Genomic DNA, 20,271 nt, shown 5'->3' on the forward strand with positions numbered 1-20,271 from the left:
TGCATGGCGGCGAACATGATTCACCAAGCGCAAAGACGCGCATTGATTTTCTAAGCCGCCTGCATGGCGGCGAACTCCATTCGCCCCACTCCGCCGCACCACATGATTTTCTAAGCCGCCTGCATGGCGGCGAACAGAGCATGTATCAGGTGACAACTAAGCAAGTCTTTCTAAGCCGCCTGCATGGCGGCGAACTACACGAAATGGCACGCAACAGGCTCTAAGCATTTCTAAGCCGCCTGCATGGCGGCGAACCTACAAAGCTCCAGGAAAGCTCCAGAGCTACTTTTCTAAGCCGCCTGCATGGCGGCGAACACGTTCGGCGCGGCTGGTACATTGTCTCTAGTTTTCTAAGCCGCCTGCATGGCGGCGAACTCAAGGGGCGTCTGCTCTTTCTGGCGATGCAATTTCTAAGCCGCCTGCATGGCGGCGAACTATTCATAATTTTCTGCCTTCAAGGTTAGTTGTTTCTAAGCCGCCTGCATGGCGGCGAACCCGCGCCCCGCCATGCGTCGGCATACTGAATATTTCTAAGCCGCCTGCATGGCGGCGAACCTAGAGCGCTACAAGTTGTCACTTGGATGCTTGTTTCTAAGCCGCCTGCATGGCGGCGAACCACGCTTGTTTGTGAGTATACGACTGAGTACATTTCTAAGCCGCCTGCATGGCGGCGAACATAGCCTACGCTACCCCCGGCAGTCCTGCCTATTTCTAAGCCGCCTGCATGGCGGCGAACAGACTGTGGAGGCTGCGAAAGGGGCATATCCATTTCTAAGCCGCCTGCATGGCGGCGAACCTCTGCGTCTGAGGCTTCGTCTATTTCGCGCTTTTCTAAGCCGCCTGCATGGCGGCGAACCTTTAGTGGTATGTAGTGGGTAGCATCTGACATTTCTAAGCCGCCTGCATGGCGGCGAACACTAGGGAGGCGCTGGCTCAGCGTCAGGGGATTTTCTAAGCCGCCTGCATGGCGGCGAACGGCTGAGTCGCTGCGGGAGATGATTGCAACTATTTCTAAGCCGCCTGCATGGCGGCGAACGTTAACTCACGAGGTCAGTTTGACGCTAAAGATTTCTAAGCCGCCTGCATGGCGGCGAACAAACAGGTCTGGCATGACGTGCGCAACTGGGATTTCTAAGCCGCCTGCATGGCGGCGAACACTGTTGCCGAAAATAACAAAATACAGAACGAGTTTCTAAGCCGCCTGCATGGCGGCGAACGCTTTGCAAGTTGGCCTCTGCGGGCATGGAGATTTCTAAGCCGCCTGCATGGCGGCGAACGATCCGATGAATCTTGAGGAGGATGCTGTGTTTTTCTAAGCCGCCTGCATGGCGGCGAACACGGTTTCGCGTTTGTTGTGTGCTGTGGCATATTTCTAAGCCGCCTGCATGGCGGCGAACATCCCTACCGCCTCTGCATCACCCTGAGCGCGCTTCTAAGCCGCCTGCATGGCGGCGAACCCTCTCGATGGCTGATCGTCCCGGCGTCCCCGTTTCTAAGCCGCCTGCATGGCGGCGAACGGTGCTGCAGGCGCACACGGCGCAAGCGGGCTTTTCTAAGCCGCCTGCATGGCGGCGAACATTAATTGGCTTGACTCAGTACGCGCCGCGCCTTTCTAAGCCGCCTGCATGGCGGCGAACCAGTGGGGGTGGTGGCGCTCGGATTAAGAGCATTTCTAAGCCGCCTGCATGGCGGCGAACTGATACGCGGACAGCCCGCCCGACGCGGTGCCTTTCTAAGCCGCCTGCATGGCGGCGAACATTACCGTGTCTTACATTATATCCGATACGCTTTTCTAAGCCGCCTGCATGGCGGCGAACCGACGCCACAAGCAATGCTCTACTAGGAATGGTTTCTAAGCCGCCTGCATGGCGGCGAACTCGAGTAGCGGTGGGGGTGGTGGCCACTCGCTGTTTCTAAGCCGCCTGCATGGCGGCGAACGGCGCGACTGGCAATAGAGGCCGCTGCTTACGTTTCTAAGCCGCCTGCATGGCGGCGAACCAAGTCGCTACAGCTCTGGGTACGCTGGGTCGTTTCTAAGCCGCCTGCATGGCGGCGAACGCGGGGATAGAAGACGGGGTCGCCTACAGCGGTTTCTAAGCCGCCTGCATGGCGGCGAACGACTGTAGACATCCTGGAGAATCTAGTCGACTTTTCTAAGCCGCCTGCATGGCGGCGAACATCCTGCTGGGGGAGATTTTGAAAGCTCAAGCTTTCTAAGCCGCCTGCATGGCGGCGAACTAAAGGCCACTCGAATACTTATATCGCGCAAATTTCTAAGCCGCCTGCATGGCGGCGAACTTAACCGCACACCATAAGCCTTTTTATAGTCATTTCTAAGCCGCCTGCATGGCGGCGAACATCGAACAATATTTTCGCGCCACTTTCGGTGCTTTCTAAGCCGCCTGCATGGCGGCGAACTTCGTGTTTGATGATTGCCGCGACCACTGCCGTTTCTAAGCCGCCTGCATGGCGGCGAACCGATTAGCGTATTCAGTTGACCACCTCCTACATTTCTAAGCCGCCTGCATGGCGGCGAACGCGCATGATCAAGCGCATTTGATCCGGAGACTTTTCTAAGCCGCCTGCATGGCGGCGAACGGTGCTTGTATTATTCGCAAGCTGCGCAGATATTTCTAAGCCGCCTGCATGGCGGCGAACGATTTTGTTAATTGGTACACCGCCAGCGGTCGTTTCTAAGCCGCCTGCATGGCGGCGAACAAAAGCGGGCCATTTTTAGACGTCGACGGTGTTTTCTAAGCCGCCTGCATGGCGGCGAACTCTGCGGAAGGATATGACGCTTTAGGGTTGCATTTCTAAGCCGCCTGCATGGCGGCGAACAGCGCGACTACCACACTGGAGATCGTGATCGATTTCTAAGCCGCCTGCATGGCGGCGAACTCATACCGCCGATTATTTAACAGTGGATAGCATTTCTAAGCCGCCTGCATGGCGGCGAACTGCTATTTAACGAATCGCATTGTTACGTCATCTTTCTAAGCCGCCTGCATGGCGGCGAACATGTGGTGCATATCGTGCTATTCGATGGTAGTTTTCTAAGCCGCCTGCATGGCGGCGAACATGTAGCGAGCGACATAAGCAGCGCTTTCAAATTTCTAAGCCGCCTGCATGGCGGCGAACTAAGAAGAATGGGCGGTGATGTGCTTGTGTACTTTCTAAGCCGCCTGCATGGCGGCGAACCCTTCTGACTTCGTAACAGTCCGGGGCAAAAATTTCTAAGCCGCCTGCATGGCGGCGAACCCGCTGCTATCGGCACTGCCGGACAACTCGGCTTTCTAAGCCGCCTGCATGGCGGCGAACAAGTTGGCACGGTTTATGCCGGGGCGGAATTTTTTCTAAGCCGCCTGCATGGCGGCGAACCTGCTTTCCGTCTAAAACCTTTGGCTGGCTAGTTTCTAAGCCGCCTGCATGGCGGCGAACAACAGATTGTTTACCGTGGCCTCAATCTCGTCTTTCTAAGCCGCCTGCATGGCGGCGAACTTTTGGGCGGCCCAGTTGGCATTGCGCTAATTTTTCTAAGCCGCCTGCATGGCGGCGAACAATAACTTCTGGACAAAAAAAGAGGCTACACCAAGCAGTTAACGGAAAAAAGCAACTTTACCCTTCCCAAACTGGCCTGCTGCAACCTATTGACTTTGAATTGTTTTTTTAAAGAGCCATTTTTTTGGTATTTCCTTAAAACACAGGTAGAGCTATGGGTTCTTCAGGTCGGCTCAACCCGTAGCATGTTAAGCCCCCCTCCCGAGCTCCAGCCATCTCGCTTCTTTGGATGAACAAAGGAAATTTTCGTGCTTGGCTGCCATCACGCTGCTTTGTTTCCTGACTTTCCGCCCAGAGAAAAGGCAGGCCAGTCATTGGCTCAGGCCGTGTTTTATCTAGTTCTTTCAGGCACTCATTCAAGGGTTTACCTGATTTAATCATCCACCGCCGAGCTTTTTCCTGATGGTCTTTTTCAATGCGCGCCGCCCCTTTTGCGTGGTAGCGCATAAAGCTGACATAACCCGTGGGTTCGGGAACCGTCTGAATCGACTTTAGGTGTGCATAATCGCTCAGCCTACTCAGATAGCTCTCAATATTAAGACACTCTAATTGTGCTCGTCCGGGTGCAAACAGGCGCAGCTTACGCCCAAAAGGGAAGCCTTTGGCGCCATATTCCGGGAACCCAACCGCCACAAGACTCTGATTGTCCGCTACTTTATGTTCCACTAAGGCAATATGTATCTGCTGGTAGAGCTTCTGCCAGAGAAAGCCGAGCGATATGTCGGCCTCTGGCAGCAGGGTAATTTCCTGATAAGCCTGCATGGATCTCTCCCTATTTGTCACTTTCGCCGAAGACACCACCCCTTACCAAAACCGCCATCACATAGTGTTGGTCGTTAGTACTTAGTTCACCACCTCGGGCCCAGACGTCAAAGTGGGTAAAAAAGTCCTGCTTATCTTTTGGTGTGCGGTAGGCTTTACCTAGGTTGGTAACGGCTCCGTAGGGTTCTATAGCTATGGCGCCAGCACTTTTCTCTGGGCTGTCGTAATCTGGGTACCAGGTGTCGATGGAGCGTAGAGCATTGCCTATTTTCTGGGAATGCATGGCCGCATGGCCTTTCACCTGATAGAGCACTTTACTCTTTTTACTTTTCCCTTTGTCCAGTACCAGCTCCTCAGACGGGTAAACTTCCTGAGCCTTGCCCAGCTGTGAGTAGGTAGTGATCTCCAGCATCAGCGCTCCGTCACCACTGGCTAGGGCAGCGGCGATTTTCTCCCCCAACTGATTTACCTTGTCGTCCTGATCATCAAAGCTTCGAACGCTGTAATTCAGGGCATCAAACGCCCACTGCTGCTCCTGATTTTTGTTTAGCACTTTCACCTGTACTTCAATCTGCTCTGCACCCACTCTGTTACGCCACAAAAAACGGGCGTTAGCGATATTCTGGGCATAACGCTGGCCAAGTTCCCTGAAGCCCTCTTGCTCAATATAATTGCGTGCAGCCTGAAAATAGCTTTGCTTGAACAGCGCATTGTTACATGCAGAAGGGTGCTCCACGCCTCCAAGTACTTTGAGGGTAAACTGATGCTTGAGAGTGTCCTGATCGGTTCCTAAAGCGCAGGCATCCACTGTTTGCAGGTTCGGCTTTTCGACTTCTGCGTTTAGTTTGGCCGGATCGTTTTTTACCGCTGTCTTGAGACGGTTCGAGATGGTGCCCCGGACAGACTTTTCCTGAAGTTCCAGAGCCATTGCTTCAGATTTGTCATCCCAGCGGGTGCCGTAAAAATATCCGTCTGACGGCACCAGTTTTTTCTCGAAAGCCAGTACTGAAGCGGTATCGTTGTTTTTAGCCATGCTGTATTTCCCCTTCTTCCTTTATCAGTAGATTAGAAATAACCGTCGTTATTTATCTCTGGCTGTGCCTGCTGGCACAAGTACAGGTTGTTTTGTAGGTCGGTGTGGTATTGCCAAAAAATGTCGTCTAGCGCGCTAATCCTGTGCAGCATTCGGAATTCACCTAGGGTGACTACGCTTTCCGCAAAGCGATGAGGCGTATCCGGGTCGCGCTGGTTCTTTGCTTGGCCGACTGGGCTGATACCTTGAAAGCCGGTGGCAACAGGCACTATCCATCCCGGCTTGCTCCCCTCCGCTTCTGTTTTACGATGACTGTGCCAGCTGACATTGCCGTCTTCATGCTGCTCGCACCGGTGATGCACAGTCAGGTATTCGAGCAATGCATCCAGCGCGTCTGCTCCTTGCTCCATAGCGCTCTGCATAAGCTCACGCCGCTCAACAAGTGCAAAACCGGGCATCAGTCCAAGCAGTAGTTTGCGGACTTCTCGTCCGTTGCTGTCGTCCAATACTGTGAATCGGGGCTGGCTAAATATTTTCAGATCTCCACCAGCAACTTTCATCGTGACTAACAATTGCTCTAGCTGCTCGGCGAACTCTGGTTGCTCAATTCGGTCGAGATCATCTTCATGGGCACGACATTCAATCAGCAGGCTTACATCCAGATGACACCGGGCCTCTTCAATAAACGCAGAGCGCTTGCCATCTTTGTCCAGGGGGTTAGCAGTACCAATGATTGAATGGACGAAGTCGCCGGGGCCTCGATAAGTTTGCAGATCACATTGGTGACTGATCACGCCAGTTGCGGATAGCCCAAGGGTGGGATAACCACCTACTTTTAGCTTGCGCTCCAGTGCGTGCACAAAACCCAGCCAGGCGGTCATGGCCGGAAAACCAATGGTAAAGGGGCTGGAAAGTGCGTTGGCGTTATGAACTTTGAGGTGTGGCAGCACCAAAATACGGCGGGTGCTCATAGTAGCGCCTCCTTGCTTTGTTCGATGATGCGGTTAAACGCTCTAAGTTCGTCATCGCCCAACTGGATTGCGGCCTTGCCCATCACTTTTTGATAACTGTTGACAAAATGGCGTGTGACTTCATCTACTAACGTTTTCAGCCATTGCCCTTCTTCTATTCGCTCTGATTCATGCTCAGGGAACAGCCAGATCTTCTGGTAGCCGGGCAGGCTTTCGGGGCGGCTGTGGGGCTGCGCCTCAAACGCTTTACGCACCTGCCACATTTTGAGAATGACCTGATCAAGATATTCCTGGATCCTGTGGTCGCGCCCTCCGCGGATGCGCATGTTGTTATGGTCTGCAATTAAAAGTCGGTGGAAGCCTTGAAAGGTTTCCTGGAGTTGCTTGGCATAAAGCGTATCGCCAAAGAAGTTGCGTGTTGGGAGCCGGGTGGCTCTGGGGGACAGCTCGGGTGGCATGGATAACAACAAGTGGGCTTTGCCCATATTTTGGCTGTTCAAGACACTGATATTTTGTGGCTTTGTTCCTCCAAAACCTATAGTGGTCAGGTTATAGATTTCTTGATAGCCGGTCTCTGAGTATTGATTCTGCTTTTTCAGATCCCTTTTAGCTTTAACCTCATCGGAAAACCTTAGCCTGTCCAGTCTTTTCCGCATCTCGAACAGATGGCCGGAGTGGCTAAGGATAGACAACAGATGGTAGCCAGAGCCTTCACTTTCAACCGGGAAATAGACCTGCTTTATTTTAGAGCTAGTTATAGCCTCGTCTTTCGTGGCCGCCATGGCGAGGAGACCAGCTTTTAAAGCCTCTGTGTCTCCACCTGCCTTCTCAAAGAGGCTTTTGGCAATGTCAGTCTCCCTCTGGAGGTGCTGCAGCAGCGTCATGCCATCTTCCAGCGTTAACGTAAGGAACTTATGCACATCCAGTGCGGCTGCATTACCCAATGCATCCGGCTCTACCTGAAGGTTGCCGCTGCGCAAAAAGCCATCAGGGGAGCGCTCGCCTCCCTGAGCGATAATGGAGCTCACGTATCCGTTTTTATTTTTCCGGGCGCTTGGATGGCTGAATGTGCAGGGGTGGGTTGCCATTGAAATTTGCCCTGCCCGTTTGGCTGCATTCGGCAGCCAGTTTTGCAGCGCAAAAACATTTTCACACTCCTGCTCTGTCTCACCTACTTCGAGGTCCGACATAGAGACCTTGAGATTTTTCTTCAACCAGGCTTCTTTGCGTTCGGCAAAGAAGCCTTTTATGGCTGGGTCAAACATGGTTTTCTCCTGTAAACCTATTATTCGTTGTCAGCTTTAACCAATCCCAACTGATCGTTATACCGGTAGCGGTCGCCATCATTGTGAAAACTTAAAGTGACTTCTCCCAACTGCTGAGAAGTTTTCGTTAAATCGGTCGAACGGCGCTGGCTTTGTTCCGCCACCAAGGCCTCATAATCCCGTTGTAGCCAGAGCCTGGCGCTGCGCTCCGAGCTGAGAGGCTGGCGCTCAATACCAAACCTTTGCTCAATTCGTACCCAACCACTGCGCCGATCGTAGATCCAGAAAGCCACACTGCCCTTTTCATCAATTACCCGGTAAAGACTGATGCCGGGAGCGCTGTTGCGAAACCGGTTAAATTGCTGTGGTAAGGCTGACATCCACCAGTAGTCATCGGTGTAACCCCAGAGAATTTTAGGGCTTTGTGCCGGAGTATCAGTTTGAATTTTTTCTTTTTTTAAATAGTTGCATCCCAAAGTATGACCAATTGCGTGATGCTCCAACGCCGCCAACTGAATCTTGGAATCTTTCAAAATGCGGGGCGCCGCATCTACGCTTCGCGACATTGCTTTTTCATCAACCAAATCCACCAAGTTGCGTGAGAACAACTGCCAAGTGTTATGTTTGCCGCCTGTTTGCTCATAACCTGGTCTGCTGAAGACATTCTCCGTATCTCCCCGATAGCCTTTAAGGTTGTATTGAAGCAGCCCCAAATTAGGCACCGTGTTATCGGGGTCGGAACTGCGGTGACGGAGTACCCGCCCGGCAAGTTGCACGATAGACCGGTATGACGAAGGCTCAACCACTGCCCAGTCAAAATCATGATCCCGGCCTACCTCTTCCACAGGAGTAGCAACCAGCACAAAGATGAGATCCGGACTTGTTCCCGTATCCAGGTGCTGACGGATAACGGGGTTTTGGTAGGCTCCTCCGGGCTCGTTGGCAGGGATTTTCCGCTTAAGCACCTGATCAAGATGTTGCTCCTGAGCGTGGCGCAGCAGTAATACTTGCTGGCTGTGGTAGGCCATCACCCGCACTTCAACATGTTCTGGCCATTCTGCATCCAGCAGATACTCTGTTAGCTCGACGCAGGGCAGAATATTGGCGCAGCGCACAACACCAAAAGACACGTTGCGGCCGGAAATGGCATCTTGTTCATGGTGCTGGTGATGCCTGTTAACAATGTCATTCTGGATAGCGGAGAAAAAAGCCGCCTTAACGGTCTGGTCTTCAGCAGGGGCTGGCAAGGGTACAATGATGGCCCGGCGTTTCACTGGTTCTCTGCGCAGTTTTGCGATGCGCCTCTCTACAAACGACTGATGGGCCGCCTGATAGCTAACAATTGCGTTTTCACCCTGACTAATAGTTACCAGACGGGTTTTAAATTCGTCTGTCCAGCCGCAAGCTACCTGACTGTTCTGGTAGCGACTGACTGCAAATAAGGCCCAACCTTTTTGGTAAGCAGTAAAATACCCAAGCGCAAGATCGGGCGGAATGGTGGCGGAAGAGATCATCACCTTGCGCCCCAACATGCCTGCAAGGTGGATGAGCCGCCCGATTGCCACCAGATCTTCGCCAGTGAAGTCATCGACCTCATCAATCACCAAATCCGATGACATCAGGCGCAAGCTGGGCAGTATAAAGCGCCCACCGCGGGTGGTTTCAGTCGCCGCCATGATATGGTCGATGGTGCATGCCAGTACCGGGGCGTAGAGCAAGGCGCGCTCTTTTTGCCCGGTCAGCACGGTGGTCAGTTCTTCTTCGGGTAACAGGTTCTGCCAGCGCTCATCATCAGCAAAGCCAACGACTTGCTCCTGTTCCCCCAGCAATGCTTCAACGGATTCTGAGCCAGAATCTTCAGACTCCAGTGGCTGATCTTCTTTCTCTACAGACGTGTTGGACTCCCGGTGCAGTTCAAGTACTGCCCGGGAGCCAATCAGGACGGCCAGTTCTTCGTCGCTCAGGCCGATGCGATCACGATATTCATCCCCGGTTTGCAGGGTGAGAGTTCTCAACCCTAGCGCGAGGATAAAGCGCAGGCTTTGCTGATCTTCCGACAAGGCCTGCATGATTTTGGCATTGGCCAGAGTTTTGCCCCGCCCGGTACTGGCCATGTTGACGACGAAATAGCCTTTAACCTTGTCGTCGTTTTCTTCACGGTAGCTTTTTATGGCGGTGACAGCTTTATCCTGCCAACCGAACTGCTTTTTTATTTCAAGAGGCACTGATCTGGCAGGTTGCAGCTTCTCAATGTCTTCAGCCACCGGCGTATCACGCTCAAAATGCGGCAGTATTTTGCAGGCACGCACCGCCACCCGTGACACTTTTACCAAGTGCTCATCCAGCCGCTGTTTAAATTGCCCTTTGTTGGGGCCTTCAGGGTAGGTGTTCGCAAACAAACCGACACTGGCTGGCCAGTTTGCGTCCTGCGGCTGCGAGGAATAATAGTGATCACCCAGCATCAGACACAGGCGGGCATGATGTGCGATTGTCCGCCAGCTCCCATCGTTGACCGCTTGGTTGTACAGGGGTAGATGCTCTTGCAGTTGGCGGGCGCGGAAGCTGAGTTCTTTTAGCCAGAGTGAAGATGCAGATAGCAGGCCTTCAGGAAAGACAAAGCAGTCCGGTAAGCGTTTTTGAAACTCCACATCATCAAAGTTGTTTTCGTAGCCCCATTGCTGGTTAATTCGCTTCAGTAGTTGCTGCGGCGTGTCGTTGGTCTCATCACCAAATGCACTTTTATTGTCAGGTTTGGGTAGGCGATGGTGAGACAGTACCAGCCAGAGAAGTAGGCAGGCGGCGTCAGGCATATCCGCTAGCGGCCTTCGGCTCCCATGCAAGGCTGGCAGCGCATCCAATAGCTGCTGCTCATTAATGGCCTGACTCAGTAAAGGCGCAAGCCAGCTTTCATCCTGACCGGGATTTTTTCCAGACTTGATCAGTGCCATCAATAGCAAACTGGAAATCCACTCATGGCGCAGCGGGTCGCCTTGAAACTTGTTTTTCGACCGCGGGTTGAGTTTGTCCTGAAACAGTTTAGTTGCTTTGCCCCAGTCATGGAGCAGGGCCGCCAGCCCGGTAAAGGCCTTAATCAACGGCAAGTATTTCCAGTTGTGTTCAGCGTCACTGAGAGGCAGGTCCAGCTCGGTACTGTTTACGGGCACAACACCTTCTTCGTTAAATTTTCGTCGGTTGCCAATAATCCATAGCAACTGACTACGGGCCCGTGAGCGTATCCAGTGACAGCTTACAGCGGTGCTTTTACTGGCGGTGTGGCGCAGCATCTTTTGCACTGCCTGCAAGCCATCTTCAGTAATCAGGGTTTGCCAGGTATTGTCCCCAATGCGATTGGCAAAGGCATCCAGAACGCGTCGGGTTCTGGGCAACGCCTTCTTTTCACATTGGGAAACAAAGATCACCATCATATATCCGGCTCCTCACTCGCTTCGGGAGTGGATGCCTGCAAGGCAATGGCTTTAACGGTGTCGAACATGAATTCCAGCGCTTTGTGATCAGTGAAGGCTTGTAATACCTGTTGGCGAAAGTCCTGCTCCGTTGCACCTTCTTTGGCACAGATAAACGCCCAAGGTAATACCAGTGCATCTTTGATCAGGTCGGCCACATCAAACACCAGCGCGCCCCGGCGGGTTTTACCGTGCATGACCGCAAAACCATGAGGAATACCCAACACCCACAAGCAGCAAGCTGCCAATCCATAAGCCAGATAGTTGCCGTGATTGAGAAAGCTGTTGGCCTTATCCACAGACTGGTGTTGCCGGGTGAAACCGCCCTGCCCTGTTGCCTCAGCAGCATATTTGTAGAGTATTTTGGTTAGTTGGGCTTCCGTGAGCAGAAGGTCTGAAGATTTTTCAGCGGCTTCCGTGCGCGTGTTGAAGATATCCAGTGCTTGTTGGATCAGAGCATCGCAGGCATCAAAGCCTTCAAGTTTAAGTTCACGATCCTTCTGCCATACCTCCAGCAAAAAGTTGATTCGCGCCTGCTGAAATTGCTGTGCCGCTTTAAGGCGATGGGCATCATCAAACCAGAACCCCAGCCAGCCTTGCAAGTACTCGGTGGGCCGGTATTCACTTTGCGGGGTTAACCATTCTACTTCGCTACCCATATAAAGCGGCGTCCCACCGCCACCGCAAAAACCCACAAGCACACCCGCCTGCGCAAGCATACGCATAGCTGCCTGAGTAATTGATGTGCCGTTACCCAATAGCAGTACGGTGGTATTGGCAATGGGTATGTTGTAGTAGAGGTTCTCTTTTTCCGCTTCTGTCAGATAAAGCACACGACCATCTTTTTGCATTACTCGGCAGTATTCCAAGTAGTACAAGTTGGCACGCTTTGAGTGCAGAATTGCCTTCAAGTCCGAGGGGGATAGGTCATCCATAAGCGTTTTCCAGCAGTTGCCCACAGTCCACACAGAGCCCCCTATGATTCATCCAGAATCCGGGTAGCTCGCAAACCGAGGTGTTGGGAGAAGTGCAGAAAATATCGTGAGCTTTATAAATACGATCAAAACGACTCAATTAACCACCTTCCCTGACAGTTCAAAACCAACCACATAGAAGCGTAGCTATCTATTCAACATTATCCAGTGATGTAAGTCAGTTTCCGGTGAACTCGCCTCGTTGTCCAAGGAGGTTATGAATAGCCCGTCAAAATCAGCGACAATACCTCTCTGCGGCTCAAGAGGCTCATTGCCCCTCTTGCTTACCAATCTATTTTCCTCACGCCACGGATACTCGGTAGGCGCCCTGCTGGTGGGTTTAGCTGTATTGGCGGTTCTCTATCCATTTGTTCAGCCACGCTACGCTCATCTCGGTTGATCTGGCGGCTGGCGATTACGCTGATCGTTCTGTTAGCGTTAGCCATGGCGTTTAAAGATTTGCGCGACCGAAGCGCGCAGCACTGACGGTAAAACAACTCTGAGGCAGATCGTGACACTATCCAGCGATGATAATTTTATTGAAGTAACCACTCCGGAAGCGGCGGTTGATCGTCTTGCGGCACTTTATGAGCAAGCCACCAGTGCGTTGCGTGTAGCGCTGAAGCAGTATCTTACTGACCGCCAGCTACCACAGCACTCCCAGTGTGCCTTTCGTTATCCTGAGTTGCGCCTGACCTATCAGGCTCAGGGCGAGGTTCCCAGCAGCATACGTGCCTATGCGCGGCTTCAGGTACCGGGTGTTTACACCATTACGGTAACCCAGCCGGAAGCTTTCCGGCGCTATCTGGAAAACCAGCTGGAGCATATTATGGGGGATTTCACCGTTCTGGTAGAGGTAGGCTGGAGCCGGGTAAAAATCCCCTACCCCTATGTTGTTGAACAGGGCGATGAGCTGGGTGCTTCGGGTGTTACCGCCAGCGAGCTGGCTCGGATTTTCCCCAGTACCGATCTATCAGCAACCGATGATGGCACAGCAGATGGCCTCCGCGACTGGCAGGAGCTTGAAGAACTGCCTCTGGCCCTGTTCGATGCCTCTCGCACGGATTTTTCCTTGCGGCGTTTGGTGCATTACACCGGCAGTGACTGGCAACACGTGCAGCCTTGGATATTGCTGACCAACTATCATCGCTATGTCGACCAGTTCATCCGCCATGGGCTCGACATGCTCTTGGGAAGCTCTCGCTTTCAGAGCATGGTATTGCCCGGGAATGTGGTAATTGAACGGGGGATGCGCGAAGAAGACATGAAGGCGCTTGTGGATTCTGTGGTCTGGCACAGGTTCCAGATGCCTGCCTACCACCTGAAAGCAAAGGAACCGGGCCAGGGCATTACTTTGGTCAACATTGGGGTGGGGCCTTCCAATGCCAAAAACATCACCGACCACCTCGCCGTACTACGCCCGCACTGTTGGCTGATGATTGGCCATTGCGGTGGGCTGCGGCAGTCTCAGGTGATTGGCGACTATGTACTGGCTCATGCTTATATGCGCCGGGACGGCATTCTTGATCGGGTGCTACCGCCAAACATTCCATTACCGGCGTTGGCCGAGGTGCAGCAAGTGCTACAGCAGGCTGCGGCGGAGATTACCGGAGACGAGGGCGACACGCTCCGGCGCCGACTGCGCACCGGCACGGTGTTAACCTACGATGATCGAAACTGGGAACTACGGTGGGCACAGGAGCGCTCGCAAATTAATCTTGCCCGCGCCATCGCAGTCGATATGGAGAGCGGCACCATCGCTGCTCAGGGTTATCGGTTTCGCGTACCCTATGGCACCTTGCTATGTGTGAGCGATAAGCCACTGCACAGTGAGATCAAACTACCCGGCGCAGCCGGTGCTTTTTACGAGAGTGCGGTTACCCAGCATTTGCATATCGGCATCCGCGCTCTGGAGCTGATGCGCAGTGAGCGGTATACGCTGCATTCACGCAAGCTGCGTAGCTTTGATGAGCCGCCGTTTCGTTAAATGGAAGCTCGCTCTCACCAGCGACCCTGCAAAGTCGCTACAACCCGGCGCCCGCTGGCTTGGTCCCGGTGTTCGCAAAGATAGATACCCTGCCAGGTTCCAAGGGCTAGCTGTCCATGGTGTACGGGCAGGGTGAGTGATGGGCCAATAAGGATGTTTTTGATATGGGCCGGCATATCATCCGGCCCTTCCATCACATGCTCATAGTGTGGCGCTCGTTCGGGCACCATCACGTTGAAGTGACGTTCAAGATCACCGCGCACGTCTGGGTCTGCGTTTTCGTTGACTGCCAGCGAGGCTGAGGTGTGCTGGATAAACAAATGCAGCAGCCCTACTTCGCAGTTGGTCATATCTGGCGCCTGCGCGAGGATCTCATTGGTAACCAAATGAAACCCTCTCGCCAGAGGTGCTAGGTCTACGAACGTTTGATCCCAAATCATAGCGGCTCCTATGGTTTATTTCTGCAACTCATCCCAAGGGTGCATGGGCACAACGGCCTCACTTACTTCCGTCTCAAAGGAGCTTCGGAAGTAATCCATGGCTTTCTCTGCCTCGTTAAGCTCGTCAAATCGGGCTATGTGGTAGATGGCTTCGCCTTCGTTGACCAGCGGCAGATTATTCACACAGATAACAATGCCCGAACACGGTGACACAATTGCCGTTTCGGACTCGCCAAACGGATCGGCCACCATGGCCAGCTTCTGACCTTTGCGTACTTTCTGCCCAAGCTTTGCAACCGGCCGCATGATGCCATCAATTTCTGCCCTCACCCATTGAGAGCTGGCTGCAATTTCCGAGCGCTTTTTCACTGTTGAGCGCCCTTTCCGTGGCGGAACCATTTCCAGTTCACGCATCACTCGCATCACACCTTTTACACCACTGCCGATAACGACATCATCAAAGCGCAAAGCTTCGCCACCTTCGTAGGTAATAACGGGGATATCCAGCGAGTCGGCATAAGCGCGCAAACTGCCGTCCCGCAAGCCTGCATCAATAATAACCGGCGCCGCGAATGCTTCTGCCATTCGCGCAGTTTCTGGGTTTTTCAGTTCAGCCCGCACCTGCGGCAGGTTGAAGCGATGAATAGCACCCGTGTGCAAATCGATGATGTGCGTTACATGTTCCATAATCTGCGTACGCAGAAGGTAGGCAATACGGCCGCCAAGAGAGCCTCTTTCGCTACCTGGGAAACAGCGGTTGAGGTCGCGCCTATCTGGCAGGTAACGGGTGCGGTGAACAAATCCAAAAATGTTCACGATGGGCACCGCTATCAAGGTACCGCGCAGATTGCGAAGCGCTGAATTGGTGAGCACACGGCGCACAATTTCCACACCGGCAATTTCATCTCCGTGTATGGCTCCACACACCATCAATACCGGGCCATCGCGCCGACCGTGTACTATTTCCACCGGAATGTGCAGGGGTGTATGGGTGTACAGTTTCGCAATAGGAATTTCTATCGTCTGCCGGGTGCCGGGCTTTACCTGCACTCCGGCCATTTCAAAGGGCGCTCGCGCCATCGATTATCCTCTGCCTTTGGTTTTTGTGCGCCAGGGCGCGTGATTTTTTTCAATCCAGCTAACAATCATGCCCGCTACGTTTTTGCCGGTTGCGTTTTCGATGCCTTCAAGCCCGGGTGAAGAGTTAACCTCCATCACCAGCGGCCCACGGCTTGAGCGCAACAAATCCACACCGGCCACATTCAGGCCCATGGCTTTTGCGGCTGTAATGGCTGTTTTGCGCTCTTCCGGCGTAATGCGAACCAGAGACGCACTGCCCCCACGGTGCAAATTGGATCGGAATTCTCCTTCGGCACCTTGGCGCTTCATAGCAGCGATAACTTTATCGCCTATCACAAAGCAGCGAATATCTGCACCACCCGCCTCCTTAATGAATTCCTGCACAAGAATGTCTGCCTTGAGCCCCATAAAGGCTTCAATCACGCTTTCTGCCGCGGTACGGGTTTCCGCCAATACAACACCAATGCCCTGAGTACCCTGCAATAGTTTGATCACCACCGGCGCGCCGCCGACCATCTTCAGCAGTTCGGGCACGTTATCCGGCTTGTTGGCAAACCCGGTTATGGGCATGCCTACGCCTTTTCTCGCAAGCAATTGCAGGGAGCGTAGCTTGTCCCTTGAACGGGTGATGGCAACTGACTCGTTCACCGGGAAGGTTCCCATCATTTCAAACTGGCGCAAAACCGCTGTGCCATAGAAGGTAACGGACGCCCCGATACGGGGAACAATCACGTCAAAATTCTCAAGAACTTCTTCGTGGTAATGAATTCTCGGGTTGGCAGACGTGATGTTCATGGAGCAGTGCAGGCAATCAATCACCTTCACTTCATGGCCACGGTTAATCCCCTCTTCCACCAAACGGCGGGTCGAGTACAAATGCCGGTTACGGGATAGAACTGCAATTTTCATTTTTCAGGCCTTAAAGCCGGTTCCCCGGCAAGATAGGAGGCTTCGGGATAAATCATAGTGCGGCCCGCCATTGCAGTGCGCCCTAGCAGCATACGGAATCGCATGGTATCCCGGTTTGTTAGCGTCATTTCAATGGGCCAGCTTTCGCCACCAACAATCAGAGTGGTCTCAATCACCAGCCGTAATTCCTTGTGTCCACCGGAGTCCGACACATCACGCTCATCAAGAACGCGAGCATCACACTCCACAACGTGGTGCATATCATTCTGTACCGGGTGAACCCAAAACCTAACCCGGCGCTCACCATCCTGTGTGTAAGGCTCTGTTCGAAAAGTGTGCAGGCAGGAGGTACGGGCGCCGGTATCCACCTTGGCTTTAATACGGTTTATATCCAGCTCCGGCAGAGCCACCCATTCCCTCCAGCCCAGGCTGGTTTTGTTGTCAGCAGGTGTCGGCTCAACCGTTTTTAGGGCTTCAACTGTCTTTTTCGACATCCAACACGTCCTTTTCAGTAGATTTTCCCGGCGCCAACAACTGCACCTTAAAGGGCTCGGAATGGCTGCCAGCGTAGATGCTGGTGTGTGGAAAGGGTATTTCTATGCCTGCCTCATCCAGAGTTTTCTTTATAGCTACGAGCATACCGCTTTTGCCCTCAAGTACCTTGTCTTTGGGTACCCAAAAAGAAAACTGCAGATCCACCGAGGAAGGGCCAAATGCGGTTACCAACACTAAAGCCTTAGGCTCTTCCAGACACGCGGGGTTCTTTTCTGCCAATTCCAACAGTAGCGCTTCTACTTTCTCTGCATCTTCAGCATAGGCAATACCTACCTGAAGATCGATTCTGCGAATAGGAAAACGTGAACGATTAACGACCGGCGTCTTGATCAACGTCTCGTTGGGTATGCGCACGTAGAGGTTATCTCTGGTGCGCAGCTTTACACTGAGCATGTCGATACCCACAACCTCACCCATGATGGCCTCTACTTCAATGAAGTCACCGATTTCAAAGGGCTTTTCAACGAGCAAAAACAATCCACTGATCATGTTGGATGCAGAGGTTTGCGATGCAAAACCAATAGCCACGGTAAGAATGCCTGCTGCACCCAAAACTACATCCAAAGAGAAGCCAGCCTCTCTGAGCGCCGCCACGCCAAACAGCAAAAAGATAATGTAGAACACTAGCCGCCGAACCATAACGGTATGGTGCCGGGAACTGCGCTTTACCATCATCCTTGAAACGCTGCGGGCCGCCAATGACGCCAGCACAATACCAAGCACCAGCAAAAAGCCGGAACTGAGCCACTGCCCCCAAGCTATGACTGTAAACACGTTCAGCGCTCCCGTTTCAAGATCTTCAGCCACGTGGGTTACTCCGTAGAATGCGCATTAGCCAAACACTCTGTCGATAGCACGAACCAAGCGCCCTCTCGCTGCCTTTTCTCGCGCTGGCGCCACTTGTTTGCCGTGGCCCGCCGCAACAAGCAAGCTTTCATCAACATGTAAGCTCGCGGAACTCATATCCGTTGCCACTTCCACAACCACGCCTGGTGTCCATAATTGCCCGCGCTCATTCTGATGCAGTGAAAGCAAAGGTGTGGGCAGGCTGAAGCGCTCCAACAATAAAGGCTCCGTTCTGCGGTTGATAATCGTAACCGGTGTGGTCGCCCGCCATGCTCTCTTGGGTAAAGCATCGAGCACCAAACGGCCAAAACTTGACGATGAATAACACAGTTCGCCTTCCATCGTATTTCTACCCACCCAAGTGAGCGAGGGCACCGCTAAGGGAACCTCGGTTAGAAGGGTTTGATTAGGCCCGGAACAGATTTTCATCCAAACCGCCGTTCCCACATAGATGGTGCACCGGGTGCCGCCGGGTATAGTCAGCGGGTGATAGGGCCGAATCACCGTTGGACGATTCGCCACCGCAGGTATAAAGGTGACCGTTGAGGACTTGCCCTCGCGGATAAACCGCTGCAAAGACACGCTTGTGTGCGGAAGCTGGTGGCCTATGGATTCCGACCAGCCCACAGGGGCGGTCTCGGGTGCTAGGGTTTCGGAGCGCACCTGCCACTCTTGGTCCAGAAGAGTGACCCACAGCCGAACATGACCAAGTTTGTGGTGCTGGGTTTGGCCAGACAAAAGCTCATAGGGCTGCGCCCAGACACCATCACGCGGGCTTTCCGTTTCACTATCCATAAACGCTGAAAATCCCCTACGAGTGAGGTCGCTAAAGTTGTGTCGACTATAATCCAATCAGTAACCCCGAGCGAATATCTAACTAAGTGATTTTATTGCCTCAGCGCGATGTAATTACCCCTACATTCAAAGTTCGAACCCAACACGGAATGACACATGACACAACTGGTTTGGTTCAGAAACGACCTAAGAATCGCCGACAATCCCGCCCTTACCGCTGCCTGCAAAGAATCCGACCAGTCGGGAAGCCGAGTACAGGTTCGTGCCTGTTTTATCCTCACACCAGCTCAATGGCAGGAGCACGACTGGTCGCCAGCGCGGGTGCAGTTTGTTGTTGCCCACGCAAACGCACTGGCGGAAGAATTGGCAGAACTCGGCATACCGCTGTCTTTTATAGTGGCTGAACATTTCAGCGACAGCGTCACTGCGCTTGAAAACCATTGCCGTAAACATGGCATTCGCCAACTGCACTTTAATGAAGAGTATGGCATCAACGAGCGCAAGCGCGACAAAGCCGTAAAACATCGCTTTGACGAACTGGACATAAAAGCCCGCAAGTACCACGACCAAACCGTCGCGCCGGTAGGCGAGATACTAACGGGCCAGGGCGAGCCGTATTCCGTGTTCACCCCCTTCTCACGACGCTGGCGTAACTGGATTGATGAGACCCAGCCAGCTCTCTATCCGATTCCTCAAGCACAAGGCGAAGCTATAGAGCCAGAACGCATAACAAGCATTCCTGAAGGCTTCGAAGATGCGCCACCAGCATTGGTAGAGACCGGCGAAGACGCAGCGCATTCGCAGCTTGAACGCTTTCTCAGCGAACAGGGCGGCGCCTACAAGGAACAAAGAGACTTCCCCGCTCTTGATGGCACCAGCCAGCTTTCTCCTTACCTCGCCAACGGCGTGCTCTCCGGCCGCCAGTGCTTGATAGCGGCGCGGCAAGCGCAAAGTATGGGTGGCAATCAAGAAGGCTTCCTAACATGGATAAACGAAATCGCCTGGCGGGATTTCTACATCCATACGTTGTACCACTGCCCGAGGGTGAGTATGCACCGTGCCTTCAAGCCAGAAACCGAAGCGCTACAATGGAACGACCCGGGGGAGCACTTCGAGGCTTGGAAAACCGGCAACACAGGCATTCCTTTGGTAGACGCAGCCATGCGCCAGCTCAACCAAACCGGCTGGATGCACAACCGCTTGCGTATGGTTACGGCGATGTTTCTCACCAAAAACCTGTTTATCGACTGGCGACTGGGCGAGGCTTATTTCATGTCAAAACTGGTGGATGGCTTTCTGGCTTCCAACAATGGCGGTTGGCAGTGGAGCGCATCAACGGGCACTGACGCCGCGCCATACTTCCGGGTATTCAACCCTGTGACTCAGAGTGAGCGTTTTGACCCGAAGGGTGAGTTCATTCGCAAGTGGGTGCCTGAGCTGGCAAAGCTGGATAATAAGCACATTCACGATCCGTCTATAGGCGGGGTTATTCCGGGTGGATACCCAAGGCCTATTGTTGATTTGAAGGAGAGTAGAAAGGAGGCGATCGCCAGATTTAAAGCGTTAAAGGAGTAGGTGCAGACTGGGTGCATACGCAGGCGGGGAAGCCTCTCCAAAACACGCTGTGAATAC

Annotated in this window: 14 protein-coding genes and 1 CRISPR repeat array (1 of these 15 cut by a window edge); of the genes, 2 read left to right on the top strand and 12 right to left on the bottom strand. The window is 53.2% G+C overall.

The annotated features are described in order from the left end of the window. A CRISPR array of direct repeats spans positions 1-3,558; the repeat unit is 28 nt; unit sequence TTTCTAAGCCGCCTGCATGGCGGCGAAC (it extends 3,014 nt beyond the left edge of the window). A 135-nt stretch (positions 3,559-3,693) separates the two neighbouring features. The 6 genes from cas6f to cas1f are packed head-to-tail and all read right to left on the bottom strand — an operon-like array spanning position 3,694 to position 11,988. Beyond that, a complete protein-coding gene (gene cas6f, locus KO508_RS18040) occupies positions 3,694-4,320 on the bottom strand; it encodes a type I-F CRISPR-associated endoribonuclease Cas6/Csy4 (RefSeq protein ID WP_216009645.1) in 627 nt (208 codons plus the stop codon). Between the two features lie 10 nt (positions 4,321-4,330). After that, positions 4,331-5,353 (bottom strand): type I-F CRISPR-associated protein Csy3, encoded by a 1,023-nt coding sequence (gene csy3, locus KO508_RS18045; protein WP_216009646.1) that lies wholly within the window; start codon positions 5,351-5,353, stop codon positions 4,331-4,333. Between the two features lie 32 nt (positions 5,354-5,385). Continuing rightward, entirely contained in the window at positions 5,386-6,324 is a 939-nt protein-coding gene (gene csy2, locus KO508_RS18050) for a type I-F CRISPR-associated protein Csy2 (protein WP_216009647.1), read from the bottom strand. Next, a complete protein-coding gene (gene csy1 / locus KO508_RS18055; RefSeq protein ID WP_216009648.1) occupies positions 6,321-7,589 on the bottom strand; it encodes a type I-F CRISPR-associated protein Csy1 in 1,269 nt (422 codons plus the stop codon). Before csy1 ends, csy2 begins: the two co-directional genes overlap by 4 nt. Before the next feature lie 20 nt (positions 7,590-7,609). Beyond that, positions 7,610-11,014, bottom strand: a complete 3,405-nt coding sequence (gene cas3f, locus KO508_RS18060) for a type I-F CRISPR-associated helicase Cas3f (protein ID WP_216009649.1) — start codon at positions 11,012-11,014, stop codon at positions 7,610-7,612. Further along, positions 11,011-11,988: a type I-F CRISPR-associated endonuclease Cas1f gene (gene cas1f, locus KO508_RS18065; protein ID WP_216009650.1), complete on the bottom strand. Its 978-nt coding sequence runs from the start codon at positions 11,986-11,988 to the stop codon at positions 11,011-11,013. The genes cas3f and cas1f overlap by 4 nt, the downstream gene beginning before the upstream one ends. A 550-nt stretch (positions 11,989-12,538) precedes the next feature. On the opposite strand from cas1f, the gene amn reads away from it, so the two are divergent. Beyond that, a complete protein-coding gene (gene amn, locus KO508_RS18070) occupies positions 12,539-14,014 on the top strand; it encodes an AMP nucleosidase (protein ID WP_216009651.1) in 1,476 nt (491 codons plus the stop codon). Positions 14,015-14,028: 14 nt separating this feature from the next. On the opposite strand, the gene KO508_RS18075 is transcribed toward amn, so the two are convergent. Genes KO508_RS18075 through KO508_RS18100 form a run of 6 tightly spaced genes read right to left on the bottom strand, consistent with a single transcriptional unit; the run spans position 14,029 to position 18,639 of the window. Further along, a complete protein-coding gene (locus KO508_RS18075; RefSeq protein WP_216009652.1) occupies positions 14,029-14,454 on the bottom strand; it encodes a secondary thiamine-phosphate synthase enzyme YjbQ in 426 nt (141 codons plus the stop codon). Between the two features lie 15 nt (positions 14,455-14,469). Next, a complete protein-coding gene (locus tag KO508_RS18080; RefSeq protein WP_216009653.1) occupies positions 14,470-15,534 on the bottom strand; it encodes a succinylglutamate desuccinylase/aspartoacylase family protein in 1,065 nt (354 codons plus the stop codon). Positions 15,535-15,537: 3 nt separating this feature from the next. Further along, positions 15,538-16,443 carry a 30S ribosomal protein S6--L-glutamate ligase gene (gene rimK, locus KO508_RS18085; RefSeq protein ID WP_216009654.1) on the bottom strand — a complete coding sequence of 302 codons (906 nt, stop codon included), beginning with the start codon at positions 16,441-16,443 and terminating at the stop codon, positions 15,538-15,540. After that, a complete protein-coding gene (locus KO508_RS18090) occupies positions 16,440-16,937 on the bottom strand; it encodes an ATP-dependent zinc protease family protein (RefSeq protein WP_216009655.1) in 498 nt (165 codons plus the stop codon). The genes rimK and KO508_RS18090 overlap by 4 nt, the downstream gene beginning before the upstream one ends. Beyond that, positions 16,918-17,805, bottom strand: coding sequence for a mechanosensitive ion channel family protein (locus KO508_RS18095; RefSeq protein WP_436836625.1), 888 nt, complete (start codon positions 17,803-17,805; stop codon positions 16,918-16,920). Before KO508_RS18095 ends, KO508_RS18090 begins: the two co-directional genes overlap by 20 nt. A gap of 24 nt (positions 17,806-17,829) precedes the next feature. After that, positions 17,830-18,639 carry a hypothetical protein gene (locus KO508_RS18100; RefSeq protein ID WP_216009656.1) on the bottom strand — a complete coding sequence of 270 codons (810 nt, stop codon included), beginning with the start codon at positions 18,637-18,639 and terminating at the stop codon, positions 17,830-17,832. Positions 18,640-18,795: 156 nt separating this feature from the next. On the opposite strand from KO508_RS18100, the gene phrB reads away from it, so the two are divergent. Next, positions 18,796-20,214, top strand: a complete 1,419-nt coding sequence (gene phrB, locus KO508_RS18105) for a deoxyribodipyrimidine photo-lyase (protein WP_216009657.1) — start codon at positions 18,796-18,798, stop codon at positions 20,212-20,214. Positions 20,215-20,271 lie beyond the last annotated feature (57 nt).

Source organism: Marinobacter salexigens (genome assembly GCF_018860765.1).
In the GTDB taxonomy this organism is placed as follows: domain Bacteria; phylum Pseudomonadota; class Gammaproteobacteria; order Pseudomonadales; family Oleiphilaceae; genus Marinobacter; species Marinobacter salexigens_A.

What these genes read in the sequence shown, in the direction of transcription:
- cas6f (WP_216009645.1), bottom strand. Translation starts at nt 4,320, where the DNA reads ATGCAGGCTTATCAGGAAATTACCCTGCTGCCAGAGGCCGACATATCG.
- csy3 (WP_216009646.1), bottom strand. Translation starts at nt 5,353, where the DNA reads ATGGCTAAAAACAACGATACCGCTTCAGTACTGGCTTTCGAGAAAAAA.
- csy2 (WP_216009647.1), bottom strand. Translation starts at nt 6,324, where the DNA reads ATGAGCACCCGCCGTATTTTGGTGCTGCCACACCTCAAAGTTCATAAC.
- csy1 (WP_216009648.1), bottom strand. Translation starts at nt 7,589, where the DNA reads ATGTTTGACCCAGCCATAAAAGGCTTCTTTGCCGAACGCAAAGAAGCC.
- cas3f (WP_216009649.1), bottom strand. Translation starts at nt 11,014, where the DNA reads ATGATGGTGATCTTTGTTTCCCAATGTGAAAAGAAGGCGTTGCCCAGA.
- cas1f (WP_216009650.1), bottom strand. Translation starts at nt 11,988, where the DNA reads ATGGATGACCTATCCCCCTCGGACTTGAAGGCAATTCTGCACTCAAAG.
- KO508_RS18075 (WP_216009652.1), bottom strand. Translation starts at nt 14,454, where the DNA reads ATGATTTGGGATCAAACGTTCGTAGACCTAGCACCTCTGGCGAGAGGG.
- KO508_RS18080 (WP_216009653.1), bottom strand. Translation starts at nt 15,534, where the DNA reads ATGGCGCGAGCGCCCTTTGAAATGGCCGGAGTGCAGGTAAAGCCCGGC.
- rimK (WP_216009654.1), bottom strand. Translation starts at nt 16,443, where the DNA reads ATGAAAATTGCAGTTCTATCCCGTAACCGGCATTTGTACTCGACCCGC.
- KO508_RS18090 (WP_216009655.1), bottom strand. Translation starts at nt 16,937, where the DNA reads ATGTCGAAAAAGACAGTTGAAGCCCTAAAAACGGTTGAGCCGACACCT.
- KO508_RS18100 (WP_216009656.1), bottom strand. Translation starts at nt 18,639, where the DNA reads ATGGATAGTGAAACGGAAAGCCCGCGTGATGGTGTCTGGGCGCAGCCC.
- phrB (WP_216009657.1), top strand. Translation starts at nt 18,796, where the DNA reads ATGACACAACTGGTTTGGTTCAGAAACGACCTAAGAATCGCCGACAAT.